The organism is Kitasatospora sp. MMS16-BH015, from assembly GCF_002943525.1.
Lineage (GTDB): Bacteria > Actinomycetota > Actinomycetes > Streptomycetales > Streptomycetaceae > Kitasatospora.
The window spans coordinates 6,576,031-6,588,425 of sequence record NZ_CP025394.1 but is presented as its reverse complement, the minus strand read 5'-3'; the positions used below and the strand labels follow the sequence as shown (position 1 = coordinate 6,588,425).

The following is a 12,395-nucleotide window of genomic DNA, read 5'->3' as shown; positions in this document are numbered from 1 at the left end:
CGAGGGCACTGCTGCGGGCGGCCCGAGCTGGGCGCGGCTTCTGGATCACGTCGGCCGTGACGTCGGGGGCTGACGCCGGGGGGCGAGTGTCGGTGGTGGGCAGCTGCCGGCCGTTGCCGGCCCTGGAGGACACGTGCCCCCGACGGCGATCGCCCGGCGCGATCCGGAAGGCGTTGCCCCAGGCCGCTCGGCTCGGACTGGACCGGCGGTGCGATCAGGTTTCGGCCGGAGCGGGTCGGGCCGGGCGGGTCAGCTTCGGCGGGGCCAGGCGGCGATCAGGCCGGCGATCGCGGCCACGCTCACGGCGGTGAGGGCCGCGACTGCGAGGGCCACGTAGCCGAGACCGCCGGCCAGGGCGCCGCCCAGGAACAGCAGGAGGAAGGCCACCGGCAGGGACAGCACGGCGGCCAGCACCGCCGGGACTGCGGCCACCCGGGCACCGAGCCGGTCCGGGCCGCAGGCCAGGCCGACCAGGGCGAGCAGCCAGAGCAGGGCCACCACGGCGGTGGAGACGGTCAGCCAACCGAAGGCCAGCAGGTCGGTGTGCGAGGCCGACCCGTCGTGGGTGGGCCACCAGGCGAAGCCGCCGGAGAGGCCACCCCACAGCACGGCGGCCGCCGCCAGCAGGGCGAGCGCCAGCCGGCGCGGTCGGATCCCGGGCGACGTGATGTCAGGGCCCCATCCGGTGCTGGTGATTGTCATGCCGCCCGACGATAGCAGCGCACTCCCGCGCCGGAACCGGCCTTCCGGGTCGCGTCGGATGGCGGGCGGGGGCGAGGTGCCCTTCCTGTCCCGTGGGCGGATGAGGCGGGCAGGTACACCCGGCGCGACCGGCGGGCCCGGCCCGGAGGAGTCGCGTCGGATGGCGGGCGGCGGCAAGGTACGCCTCATGAGGCGGGCACGTAGGCCGGCGAAGACCGCCCGGCACTACGGCCGGACCGTCAGACGGATCTCCGAGGGGAGGTCGGGGCGGGCGAGGGTGGTGCGGGCGTCCGCGAGGGGGCCGCTGCGGTAGTCGGTGAGCAGCGGGCCGGGGGCGGCGTCCGGGCGGAGCCGGAGGCTGGTGCGCAGCCGGGGTCGGCGGGGTGAGCCGCCGAGACGGGTGCGGGCGCGGGTGACGGCGGGCAGGGCGATGGTCAGGGTCTCCACCGCGTCCTCGACGGCCCGGCCGCGGACGTGCACCTCGGGGGCGGTCGGCAGGCGGAGCGTGGCCGGGCCGCTGCGGCGCAGCTGACCGGCCAGCCAGGCCAGACAGCCGACCACCAGCAGGCTCAGCGCGGCGATCACCGCGGGCCACCACCAGGAACGGTCCACCCAGCGCGTCCGGGAGGTGGTGGAGACCACGGGCTGCTCCGGCGAGGTCAGCGGCCACCAGGACGGCGGGTGCAGGTGCAGCCGGGCGTAGCCGTCGAGGCCGCCGAACAGCAGCAGGGCGCCGCCGAGGAACAGCGCGAGGCCGACCACGGCCAGAACGGTCCGGTTGAGGGCACTGCGGGTCATCGGCGCTCCGCGGGGTGGGTGGGGGTCGCCGGGGGCTGCCCCGGTGGGCGGACCGGTTCGGCGCGGTGGGTCAACGGAGCTCGCCCTGGTGGGCACCGCGGTCGGCGCGGTGGGTACGGACGTCGAGGCGGTGCGGGCGGGCCAGCGGGACTCGGGCGAGTTCGGTGCGAAGTTCGCGTTGGACGGCGGCCGGGTCGGCGGTGCCGCGGATGGTGACGGTGGTGCGGGTGGGGCGGACGCGGACGGTGGCGGCGGTGACGTCCGGCTGTTCGCGGGTGCGGACGCGGAGCAGGGCGGCCACGCCGGCTCGGTCGATCGCCGCCGTGCCGTCGGGCGAGCTGAGTGGGAGCCAGCGGCGCAGACCGGGGGTGAAGGCGAGGGCGGTCAGGAGCGCTCCGAGGAGGACCGCCGCCCCGGCCCCGACCAGCACCCAGGTGTCCTGCAGCTGACGGACCGCCACCTGGTGCGCGGCCTCGGCCCGCCACCGCCTCGCCTGATGCCCCGTCCGGACCGCCACCACGTCGTACAGCAGCCCGCCCGCCACCACCAGCACCACGAGCACCACGACCCCGGCCGCCCCGGCCCGAGTGGACCGCAGCCGGGGGCCGGGGGCGGGCGCACTCGCCGGAGCGTCCGGCCCATGGGATTCGGGGAGAGGAGAAGGCGAAGAAGGCTCTGGGAGGGCGCGGGCCGAACCAGGGAGAGCCGGGAGAACGGGTCCGGCCGCCGCGCCCTCCGGGCCGGGTTCCGGCCGGTCGGAGCCGGAGCCAGGGCCAGGGTCGGCGTCGGGCGGGCCTGCGGCGGCCGCGCCCTTCGGACCGGGTACCAGCCGGTCGGAGCCGGAGCCGGCGTCGGGGCCAGGTAGGCCTGCGGCCGACCGGCCGCCCGAGGCGGAACCCGCCGAGCCGGGGGCGGAGCCGGGGCGACCGCGGGGGTCCAGGGGCTCCGGGGACTCCCGGGGGCTCATCGGGTGGGGCCGTTCGGGTGGAGGTGGTCGATCAGGATGGTAATGCGGCGGACGGGGGTGCCGGTGAAGGACTCGACCTGGGTGGTGGCGGCCTGGCGGGCGGTGGTGGTGAGGGTGGCCAGGTCGGCGGGGAAGGGGAGGGAGAGGCGGAGGGTGAGGCGGGCGGTGCCGTGGGAGGTGGTGGCGGTGACCTTGGGGCGGCGGGCGCCCGGGACCAGGGGGGTCAGGGCCTCGCGGACGGCGCGGGCGGCCAGTTGGGCCAGTACGCGGTCGGCGACCCGGAGGTGGCCGCGGTCGGCGGGGGCCCGGCGGGCCGGGCGGGGGGCGGCCTCGGTGGCGGGCAGCAGCAGGACGGCCGCCGGCCGGGCGCCCCTCACCGGCGCCGGTCGCGGCTGCGCAGCAGATCACCCAGCTCGCCGAGCCCGATGTCACCCTCCAGGAGCCGGCCGACCACGAAGCCGGCGGCGCCGAGCACGGCGACCAGGAGGAAGGCGGCGAACCCGCCGAAGTATCCGGCGAAACCCAGGGCCATGCCGACCAGCAGGCCCGTCAGGGCGAGATTCATCCGCACTCTCCTCTTGCGTCGCGGCCTACTGCACCCGGGGGCGCTGGCCTCGGCTCGGTTCCTCGTCCTCGTCCACGTCCGGCTCGTCCGGCAGGTGGACGTCGTTGACCGCGATGTTGACCTCGACCACTTCGAGGCCGGTCATCCGCTCCACGGCAGTGATGATGTTCTGCCGCACCTCGGCCGCGAGCACCGGGATGACGACGCCGTACTCGACCACCAGGGCGATGTCGATCGCGGTCTGCTTCTCGCCGACCTCGGCCTTGATGCCCCGGCCCACGCTGGAGCGGCCGCCCGGCACCCTGTCCCGCATCGCGCCGAAGGTCCGGGCGAGCCCGGAGCCGAGGGCGTGGATGCCCGCGACCTCCCGGGCGGCCATCCCGGCGATCTTCTCCACCACGCCGACGGCGAGCGCGGTCTTGCCCCGCTCGTCGGTCGGGTCCGGGGAGCGGTGCGGGTCGTTCTTGTGCAGGTCGGCGGGCGTCGGGGTGTCAGGCACGGTGGTCTCCTGGGGTGTCCTGTCCAGCTATATCGCAAACCAGCCCAACTGTGACACTCCGCCACGAACCGCGCACGGCGGGTACGGCAAACGCCGCAGGGCGCGGGGCACCTGCGGCGTTCGGGGAGGGGAGCTCGACGAGCTGGGGGCGGGTCAGTCGCCGAGGCCGGCGAGGTCGCGCAGGCGGCGGGCCTGGGCGGCCCGCTCGGCGGCGCGCTGCTCCTCGTAGCTGCGGTCGCCGGCGCCCTGGAGCAGGGCCTTGGTCTCGTTGACCGCGTTGCGCGGGGCGGCGAGCAGGGCGGCGGCCAGGTCGCGGGCGGCGGCGTCCAGCTCGGCGGCGGGGACGGCCAGGTTGGCCAGGCCGTTGGCCACCGACTCCTCGGCGCCGACCCAGCGGCCGGTGGCGCAGATCTCCAGCGCGCGGGCGTAGCCGACCAGGTCGGTCAGCGGCTTGGTGCCGGTGAGGTCGGGGACCAGGCCGAGCGAGGTCTCCTTCATCGCGAACTGCACGTCCTCGGCGACGATCCGCAGGTCGCAGGCGAGGGCCAGCTGGAAGCCGGCGCCCACCGCGTGGCCCTGGACGGCGGCGATGCTGATCAGGTCCGGGCGGCGCCACCAGGTGAACGCCTCCTGGTAGAAGGCGATGGTCTCGTCCAGCTCCTTGTCCTCGGCGTGGGCCAGGGCGATGAAGTTCGGCTCGCCGGGGATGCCCTCGGGGGTGAACATGGCCCGGTCGAGGCCGGCCGAGAAGGAGACGCCCTCCGCCCGCAGCAGGACCACCCGCACGGTGCCCGGCAGCGCCCGGCCGATGCCGGCCAGCGCGCGCCACATCGCGGGCGACTGGGCGTTGCGGCGCTCGGGGCGGCAGAGCGTGACGGTGGCCGTCTCGCCGTCGAGCTCGAGCCGGACGCCGGCCTGCTCCCAGAGCTGCTGGTCTTCGAGGACGGGGGTGGTCATGGATGTACCTCCAGCGGGCGCGGGACTGCGCGGACACGCGAAGCTAGGACAACGTGAAGCTACTGGAGAGTAACAGCGTTGTCGAGGTCCGCCCGAAGGAGTTGTCCGGCCTACTTGTCCGGGCCGGTTGTCTCACTGCGCGGTTAAAAGTGCCATGAAATGACGATCGGCGGCCCGGTCGCCCGGCCGCCGAATCGTCTGGAGCATTTGGTGCAATGAAGTCCCGACGGAAGTGTTCACGCAGAATTGCCGACCGCCACTCGGCGAACTGTCAGGAACCGGCTCCCGCCGTGGCCTTGTTCTTGCCCCGCGTGGCACCGCCGCGGCCTCGGAGGATCACTCCGGACTCGCTCAGCATGCGGTGCACGAAGCCATAGGAGCGGCCGGTCTCCTCCGCGAGGGCGCGGATGGACGCACCGGAGTCGTATTTCTTCTTCAGATCGGCCGCGAGCTTCTCACGCGCGGCCCCGGTTACCCGGCTGCCCTTTTTCAGAGTCTCGGCCACCCGTGCCTCCTCATAGCTGTGCTCGGTCAGATTCCCATGATCACCCATAGCCAGCGTCCTGGCCACCCATTCGACAAGGTCGATACCGGGAAAGCGCAGTCTGCCGGTGGTGCTCACGGCGCACAAGGGCGCTCACTCAGAGACACGCGCCCCCGCGCCCCCGGGCCCGGCGCGGCGAAAGGGCTGATCAGCAGCACCGCCCCGCCGCGAAATCGCGGGCGGGGCGGTGCTGGAGACGCGAAAACGGAATCTCGCAGTCTCCCATTCCCGATCTCTGCGGGAGCTGAGGTTTTCTACGACGGACGGCGGAGCATACGTCTACGTGAGGCGGTCGCGCGGGAGGGATCAGGCCAGCGAGACCAGGTCGTGGTAGGCCGGGCTCCACAGGTCCTCCACGCCGTCCGGCAGCAGGATGATCCGCTCCGGCTGGAGCGCGTCCACCGCGCCCTCGTCGTGGGTGACCAGCACGACCGCGCCGGCGAAGGAGCGCAGCGCGCCCAGGATCTCCTCGCGGCTGGCCGGGTCGAGGTTGTTGGTGGGCTCGTCGAGCAGCAGCACGTTGGCGCTGGAGACCACCAGCGAGGCCAGCGCGAGGCGGGTCTTCTCACCACCGGAGAGCACCCCGGCCGGCTTGTCCACGTCGTCGCCGGAGAACAGGAAGGACCCGAGGATCTTCCGGATCTGCACCAGGTCGGTGTCGGGCGCGGCCGAGCGCATGTTCTCCAGCACGCTGCGCTCGGGGTCGAGCGTCTCGTGCTCCTGGGCGTAGTACCCGATCTTCAGGCCGTGCCCGGCGATGACCTCGCCGGTGTCCGGCTGCTCCACGCCCGCGAGCATCCGCAGCAGGGTGGTCTTGCCCGCACCGTTCAGGCCCAGGATGACCACCCGGGAGCCCTTGTCGATGGCCAGGCCCACGTCGGTGAAGATCTCCAGCGAGCCGTAGGACTTGGAGAGGCCCTCGGCCGTGAGCGGGGTCTTGCCGCAGGGGGCCGGGTCCGGGAAGCGCAGCTTGGCGACCTTGTCGGAGACCCGGCTCTGCTCCAGGCCGGAGAGCAGCTTCTCGGCGCGGCGGGCCATGTTCTGCGCGGCGACCGTCTTGGTGGCCTTGGCGCGCATCTTGTCGGCCTGGGCGTTGAGGGTGGCGGCCTTCTTCTCGGCGTTGGCGCGCTCGCGCTTGCGGCGCTTCTCGTCGTCCTCGCGCTGCTGCTGGTACTGCTTCCAGCCCATGTTGTAGACGTCGATCTGCGACCGGTTGGCGTCCAGGTAGAAGACCTTGTTGACCACCGTCTCGACCAGCTCGACATCGTGGGAGATCACGATGAAGCCGCCCTTGTAGGTCTTCAGGAAGTCCCGCAGCCAGGCGATCGAGTCGGCGTCGAGGTGGTTGGTGGGCTCGTCGAGGAGCAGCACGTCGGCGTCGGAGAAGAGGATCCGGGCCAGCTCCACGCGACGGCGCTGACCACCCGAGAGGGTGTGCAGCGGCTGGCCCAGGATGCGGTCCGGCAGGCCGAGGGCGGCCGCGATGGTGGCGGCCTCGGCCTCGGCGGCGTAGCCGCCCTTGGTGAGGAACTCCGTCTCCAGGTTGGCGTACTTCTTCATCGCCTTGTCGCGGGTCGCGCCGGTGCCGGTGGCGATCCGCTGCTCGTTCTCGCGCATCTTCTTGAGCACGGAGTCGAGGCCGCGGGCGGAGAGGATGCGGTCGCGGGCCAGCACGTCCAGGTCGCCGGTCCGCGGGTCCTGCGGGAGGTAGCCGACCTCGCCGGAGCGGGTCACCGTGCCGCCGGCGGGCAGGCCCTCGCCCGCGAGCACCTTGGTGAGGGTGGTCTTGCCGGCACCGTTGCGGCCGACCAGGCCGATCCGGTCGCCCGGGGTGACGCGGAAGCTGGCGGACTCGATGAGGATGCGGGCACCGGCGCGCAGTTCGAGCGCGTTGACGGAAATCATGGCTGTGAGGACTCCTGGGCAGAGAGCGGGCGGCGTGTCGTGAGGGGCGCGGCGCTCGGCGCTAATGCCCGGGGATAACAGCCATACGGCCCAGTCTACCGGGCGCCCTGAGAGACCCGGTCGGGGTTTTCCGGGAGGGGAGAGGGGCTGCACTCAGAGCAACCACTTCAGGGGCGCGGGGAACGGCGCGCGCAACCGTGCAGCTTCACACGGGGTCGGGCGCGCAGTTCCCCGCGCCCCTAGAGCGTGCAACTGGCTGCGGCAGCGAAGGGCAGGGCCGGGACGCCGCAGGGGGTGACGGCGGCGCCGAGCTGGGTGTCGAAGGTGCGGCGGCCGACCACGGGGCCGTCGTCGATCAGGACGCGGTGGGTGTCCTGGCGCTGGAGCTTGACGGCGGGGCCGGCCGGGAGCTGCCAGCCGGGGCGGCTGAGGCGGAAGCCGGTGATGCCGCCGGGGAGGGGGTGGCCGGAGCCGTTGGTGCCGGTGCAGGTGCGGGGCACCAGGACGGCGTCCTCGGTGTGCACGGCCCGCAGCGGGTCGTAGAGGCAGCCGCTCAGCGGGCGGGCGTTGAAGCGCAGGTCGCCGTCGCGGTCGCGGAAGCCCATGGTCAGGCCCGGGGTCACCACGGCCACCCAGGGCTCGTCCTCGGTGGCGGTCTGCAGGGCGGCGGCGGCCCGCTCGACGGCGATCTCCTGCTTCTGCTCGGCCGTCCGGGTGTCGGCGCCGGGCTCGTCCTCGCCGTGCAGCCACTCGCTCAGGCCGGGCACGGCCCGGTGCCACCGCACGGTGTGGTCCTCGGGGCGGACGGAGGTGACCATGCCGTCGTCCCAGACCACCACCGCGCTCTGGCCGGCCATCGCCAGGTGCAGCGCGGTCGCGCCCTCGCGGCGGTAGGACCAGAGGTGGGTGCCGGAGCGGTCGTACGCCTCCAGGCCGGGGCCGACCTTGAGCTCCAGCGAGCCGGTGTCCAGCGACTGCGCGCCCACCGGGCTGGCGTCGGCCGCACCGGGCTCGGCGACCCGGTCGCCGAAGGGCACCGGACGGTTCGCGTGTGCGGCGGCTCCCGCTCCGAGCACCAGCACGACGGCCAGGGTGGGGAGCAGGGAACGGCGGGTCAGGGCACGCAGCGGGTTCCGGGACACGGCGGGAGCGTACCGCCCGAACGAGCTGTCCGTCTGATGGACACGGCTTGACCACCGGACGGACGGGGTGACCGGGAGCGGCCGATTGACGGCCCCCACCTGCGGGTTCCACTGGGCTCCGGCGGGCCCGGGCCGCTATGTTGCGACTGCGACGGGGGCAGGACTGTTACAGAGGCGGGACAGCATGCAGTTCGACGATCAGGCGGATCTGGACACCTCCCAGGTGGAGGACCGGCGGGGTCTGCCGGGCGGGAAGATGGCGATCGGCGGCGGGGTGGGCGTGATCGGTCTACTGCTCGCGCTGGTGTTCGGGCTCGACCCGCAGCTGCTCGGGCTCTCCGGCGGCGGGAGCACCTCGGCGGGGCCGAGCACGGCCGGGCAGGTGCAGCAGACCTGCAAGACCGGGGCCGACGCCAACCAGCGGCAGGACTGCCGGATCGTCGCGGTGGTCAACAGCGTGCAGACCTACTGGAGCGGGGAGCTGCCGCGGCGCGGGGTGCGGTACTCCCCCGCCGACACCGTGCTCTTCACCAACCGGGTCTCCACCGCCTGCGGCTCGGCCAGCTCGGCCGTCGGGCCGTTCTACTGCCCCGGTGACCACAAGGCCTACGTGGACCTCGGCTTCTTCTCCGAGCTGAGCAGCAAGTTCGGCGCCAAGGGCGGGCCGTTCGCCGAGGCGTACGTGATCGCGCACGAGTACGGGCACCACATCCAGTCGCTCACCGGGCAGACGGCGAAGGTGGGCAACTCCCGGGCCGGGGCCGACAGCGGCTCGGTCAAGCTGGAGCTCCAGGCCGACTGCTACGCGGGCGTCTGGGCCAACAACGCCGTCAAGACGCCGCAGCCCTCGACCGGCCGGCCGCTGATCGCCAAGTTGACGGACGCGGACATCGCCCAGGGCCTGGACGCGGCCGCCGCCGTCGGCGACGACCGGATCCAGAAGGCCGCCACCGGCCGGGTCAACCCGGAGAGCTGGACGCACGGCTCGGCGGCGCAGCGGCAGCAGTGGTTCACCACCGGGTACCGGAGCGGGGACATGGCTCAGTGCAATACCTTCGGCTGACGGCCGGCTTGTCCTCTTTTGAGTGACATGCAGCTTTTCTGACGGTGTGTGGGCTTACCGTCGTGGTGACGTCCCATCACCGCGAGGAGAGGCACCATGCGCTTGGCCCGGCTCACCCTGGCCGCTGCCTCGTTGCTGCTGCTGGTCACCACCGCGAGCGTGCCCCCGGGTGCTCCGGTGGACCAGGGCGAGCGGCGGGCCGCCCTCTCCTCCGACGCGCTGGCCGCGGACGGCGGGCAGCTGCGGGGTGCCGCGCCGCGGCCCGCCGTGCAGCGGGCCCGGCACGAGGCGCCGTTCGGGGCCTTCGTCGGCAGCTGGGACAACTACATCCCGCAGATCCGGCGGATGTCCCAGTGGCTGAACGGCGCCAACATGCAGGTCGGCCACACCTACCTGGCCGGGAACGGCTGGGGCGACATCGAGGGCGATCCGGTGGTGCTCGGCCTCTGGTCGCAGTGGCGGCTGGCCGACCCCGGGCGCAAGCTCGTGCTCGGCGTGCCGATGCTGGTGCCGAACGAGGGGAACATCCCCGACCCCGAGGTGGCCAAGCTGCTCGCCCGGGGCAACCAGGGCGAGTTCGACCGGCACTTCCTCAAGCTGGCACGCAAGCTGGTCGCCTTCGGCGGCGGCGACACGATCATCACCCTCGGCTGGGAGATGAACGGCACCACCTACACCAGCCGCTGCCGGCCCGATCCGGCGGCCTGGAAGGCGTACTGGCGGCGGATCGTAGGCGTGATGCGCTCGGTGCCCGGCCAGCACTTCCGCTTCGACTTCGACCCCACCCGGGGGCTGGACGCCATCCCCTGGACGCGCTGCTACCCCGGCGACGACGTGGTCGACATCATCGGCATGGACAGCTACGACCAGCCGGCCGGCGCCACCTTCGACCAGTACGTATCCGAGCCGTACGGGCTGCAGGACCAGGTCGAGTTCGCCGCCAAGCGCGGCAAGCCCGTCTCGTACCCGGAGTGGGGGCTGTTCCGCAACGGGGACAACCCCGAGTTCGTCCGCCGGATGGTCGAGTGGATGCGCACCCACGACACCAGCTACCAGACCCTCACCGACTACTGCCCGCACGGCTTCTGGGGGTGCGACCGCAATCCGCGCTCCAGCGCCGTCTTCAAGCAGCTGATGTCCGGTTCGAAGGGCGCGGCCAACCCGTGGTCCGCCGTGAACCCCCCGGCCGTGAACCTCCCGGCCGGGGTGGTGGGGCCGGCCGCGCCCTCAGCTGCGGCGGCGGGCCAGTAGGGCCTCCTTCAGGCGGGGCAGCCGGGTGCTGATCAGCCGGGCCGCCGTCTGGCGGACCCGCACCCGGCAGGCCCGGGCCGCGGCGGCCGGGGCGAGTCGACCCGGGCCCAGCACCAGGCGCTGGTTGGGCAGCTGGTCCGGGCGCCAGCGCTGCTTGTACGGCTCCTGGCCGCGTAGCAGGCTCAGCACCGGGATCCCCCGGCCGCGCACCTCGTCCAGCGCCACGCCGAACAGCAGGCCCGCGATGTCGAGCCGCTCGCGCAGCTTCGGGTGCGCGCCGTACATGTAGAGGCCGCCGAAGGACGGGCAGAGCAGCAGCAGGTTGACCGCCACCGGCTCGCCGTCCAGCTCGTAGCGGTGCACGGCGGCCCGGCCGGTGGCCACCAGGCCGGTGGTGGACTCGATCAGGTGGGCGGCGAAGCGCTCGGTGCGGTGTTCGGCGGTGACGCCGCGCTCCTGCCACTGGAGGAAGTGCAGCGCGAGCAGCTCCCGGACGGCCTCGGGCACCTGCTCGGGCGTGGCCGAGCTGACCCGGACGCCGGATTCGGCGATCTTGCGCTGCTTGACGCGGCTGCGCTGGGCCGTCCTGCCCGGCAGGCGCTTGAGCAGCTCGTCCATCGGGACGGCCGGGAGGTACTGGCAGAGGGAGTCGGCCAGCCGGTGCCGACGGCCCGGCCAGGCCTCGAAGACCCGCTGGACGGCGGCCTCGGGGTGGACCTCGCGGAGCTCCAGGCTGTGCCAGGGCCGCCGCAGCGGCAGCGCGGCGGCCAGCTCGGCGGCGGCCCGGTCGGCACAGCCGTCGTCCAGCAGCACGTCGGTGAAGTCCACCAGGCCGGCCCCGAGATTGGTCAGCCCCCCGAACGGCCCCCGCCGCCGCAGCGCCGCCGCCCCGACCAGCCGCCCGTCCCGCCGCACCGTCACCACCACCAGCCCACCCGGCCGCCCGTACTGCCGCCACCAGGACCGCACCCAGGCGGCCGCCTGGAACGAGGTGGCCGTGGCACATCGCCCGGCCAGGTCGTCCCACTCGTCGGCAAGCGTGTCGAGGGCGTCGTCCGAGCGGAGCACTTCGGCGCTCCAGACCTCGGGAGCAGCCCCTTGGGAGGGGACGGCGGCCGAGGCAGGATGCGCCGGGGCCGCGCCCGGCGCACCAGCACCCCCCGCGCCGGCACCGGGCTGCGCCGGCACCGGGCTGACCGAGGCGGTCTCCGTTGCCGAGCCAGCTGCGCGGCTCGCCGGGGCGGGGGTGCCCGTGGCGGGCTGGCGGGCCGGGCTGTTGGCGGCGGGTCGGGGCTGGTTGTCGCTCGTCATCGCCGGCTCCCCGATTCCTGCGGGGTATTGGGCTCCTCGGTGGCGGGCTCTTCGGTGCGGGGGCGGGGCGGGGCGGGGGTGGTCTCGGGGGTGTCGGGGGTGGGGCGGCGGCGGGTGAGGACGGTGAGGGTGCCGAGGAGGACGCCGGCGGCGGCGCCGACTGCGGTGTCGAGGGCGGCGGAGGGGGTGGTGGGGGCGTCGGGTTCGGCGGCGGCGGCGAGGGGGACGAGGCGCACGCCGGTCTCCTTGCTGCTGGTGTTGGCGAAGGCGACCAGGGAGCGGGCCACGGCGTCGGCGTTGCGGACGGCGTCCTCGGGGCGGCGGCTGGTGCCGGTGATGTCGATGACCGGGGCGTCCGGGGAGGTGGTGCCGCTGACCAGCCCGGCCAGGGTCGCCACGGAGTGGCCGGTCTCCGCGGCGGCGGCGGCGAGCACCTGGGGCTGGCCGGCCAGGCGGCCGTAGGCCTGGGCGAAGTTGACGGCGGTGGCGGCCTCGCCGGCCGTCTGCGGGACGACCACCACGTAGGAGTTGGCGGCGTAGCTGGGGTGGGCGACGGCGGCGTAGCCCGCGCCGGCCACCGCGCCGAGCGGGACGGCGACCGCCACCGGCCACCAGCGGCGGGACAGGGTGCGCACGGTGCGGCGCAGTTCGGACATCAGGGGGCTCCTAGGCTCGGTCGGGGTGGCCGCGG

Annotated in this window: 14 protein-coding genes; 2 read left to right on the top strand and 12 right to left on the bottom strand. The window is 74.1% G+C overall.

The features are described from left to right. Window positions 1–249 precede the first annotated feature (249 nt). From CFP65_RS28330 to CFP65_RS28285, 10 genes are all read right to left on the bottom strand, one after another. Window positions 250–702, bottom strand: coding sequence for a hypothetical protein (locus CFP65_RS28330; RefSeq protein ID WP_104818839.1), 453 nt, complete (start codon window positions 700–702; stop codon window positions 250–252). Between the two features lie 225 nt (window positions 703–927). Further along, on the bottom strand, window positions 928–1,500 hold the full coding sequence (locus CFP65_RS28325) for an alkaline shock response membrane anchor protein AmaP (RefSeq protein ID WP_104818838.1): 573 nt from the start codon (window positions 1,498–1,500) through the stop codon (window positions 928–930). 70 nt (window positions 1,501–1,570) lie between these two features. Beyond that, window positions 1,571–2,065 (bottom strand): DUF6286 domain-containing protein, encoded by a 495-nt coding sequence (locus CFP65_RS28320; RefSeq protein ID WP_104818837.1) that lies wholly within the window; start codon window positions 2,063–2,065, stop codon window positions 1,571–1,573. 398 nt (window positions 2,066–2,463) lie between these two features. Continuing rightward, window positions 2,464–2,844, bottom strand: coding sequence for a hypothetical protein (locus CFP65_RS42200; protein ID WP_104818836.1), 381 nt, complete (start codon window positions 2,842–2,844; stop codon window positions 2,464–2,466). Further along, window positions 2,841–3,032: a hypothetical protein gene (locus CFP65_RS28310; RefSeq protein ID WP_104818835.1), complete on the bottom strand. Its 192-nt coding sequence runs from the start codon at window positions 3,030–3,032 to the stop codon at window positions 2,841–2,843. Before CFP65_RS28310 ends, CFP65_RS42200 begins: the two co-directional genes overlap by 4 nt. Before the next feature lie 25 nt (window positions 3,033–3,057). Further along, window positions 3,058–3,504 (bottom strand): Asp23/Gls24 family envelope stress response protein, encoded by a 447-nt coding sequence (locus CFP65_RS28305; RefSeq protein ID WP_254553126.1) that lies wholly within the window; start codon window positions 3,502–3,504, stop codon window positions 3,058–3,060. Between the two features lie 180 nt (window positions 3,505–3,684). Further along, window positions 3,685–4,488 (bottom strand): enoyl-CoA hydratase/isomerase family protein, encoded by an 804-nt coding sequence (locus CFP65_RS28300; RefSeq protein WP_104818833.1) that lies wholly within the window; start codon window positions 4,486–4,488, stop codon window positions 3,685–3,687. A gap of 271 nt (window positions 4,489–4,759) precedes the next feature. Next, a complete protein-coding gene (locus CFP65_RS28295; protein WP_030059940.1) occupies window positions 4,760–4,993 on the bottom strand; it encodes a helix-turn-helix domain-containing protein in 234 nt (77 codons plus the stop codon). A 345-nt stretch (window positions 4,994–5,338) separates the two neighbouring features. Continuing rightward, window positions 5,339–6,937 (bottom strand): ABC-F family ATP-binding cassette domain-containing protein, encoded by a 1,599-nt coding sequence (locus CFP65_RS28290; protein WP_104818832.1) that lies wholly within the window; start codon window positions 6,935–6,937, stop codon window positions 5,339–5,341. Between the two features lie 239 nt (window positions 6,938–7,176). Then, on the bottom strand, window positions 7,177–8,079 hold the full coding sequence (locus tag CFP65_RS28285; RefSeq protein ID WP_104818831.1) for a hypothetical protein: 903 nt from the start codon (window positions 8,077–8,079) through the stop codon (window positions 7,177–7,179). Window positions 8,080–8,263: 184 nt separating this feature from the next. Here CFP65_RS28285 and CFP65_RS28280 point away from each other — a divergent pair, with 184 nt between their 5' ends. After that, window positions 8,264–9,142: a neutral zinc metallopeptidase gene (locus CFP65_RS28280; protein WP_104818830.1), complete on the top strand. Its 879-nt coding sequence runs from the start codon at window positions 8,264–8,266 to the stop codon at window positions 9,140–9,142. A 96-nt stretch (window positions 9,143–9,238) separates the two neighbouring features. After that, on the top strand, window positions 9,239–10,393 hold the full coding sequence (locus tag CFP65_RS28275; RefSeq protein ID WP_158702392.1) for a glycoside hydrolase family 26 protein: 1,155 nt from the start codon (window positions 9,239–9,241) through the stop codon (window positions 10,391–10,393). On the opposite strand, the gene CFP65_RS28270 is transcribed toward CFP65_RS28275, so the two are convergent. Both CFP65_RS28270 and CFP65_RS41875 read right to left on the bottom strand, forming a co-directional pair. After that, window positions 10,370–11,704, bottom strand: coding sequence for a GNAT family N-acetyltransferase (locus CFP65_RS28270; RefSeq protein ID WP_158702391.1), 1,335 nt, complete (start codon window positions 11,702–11,704; stop codon window positions 10,370–10,372). The genes CFP65_RS28275 and CFP65_RS28270 overlap by 24 nt on opposite strands. After that, window positions 11,701–12,360, bottom strand: a complete 660-nt coding sequence (locus tag CFP65_RS41875) for a Wzz/FepE/Etk N-terminal domain-containing protein (RefSeq protein ID WP_104818828.1) — start codon at window positions 12,358–12,360, stop codon at window positions 11,701–11,703. Before CFP65_RS41875 ends, CFP65_RS28270 begins: the two co-directional genes overlap by 4 nt. Window positions 12,361–12,395: the final 35 nt, after the last annotated feature.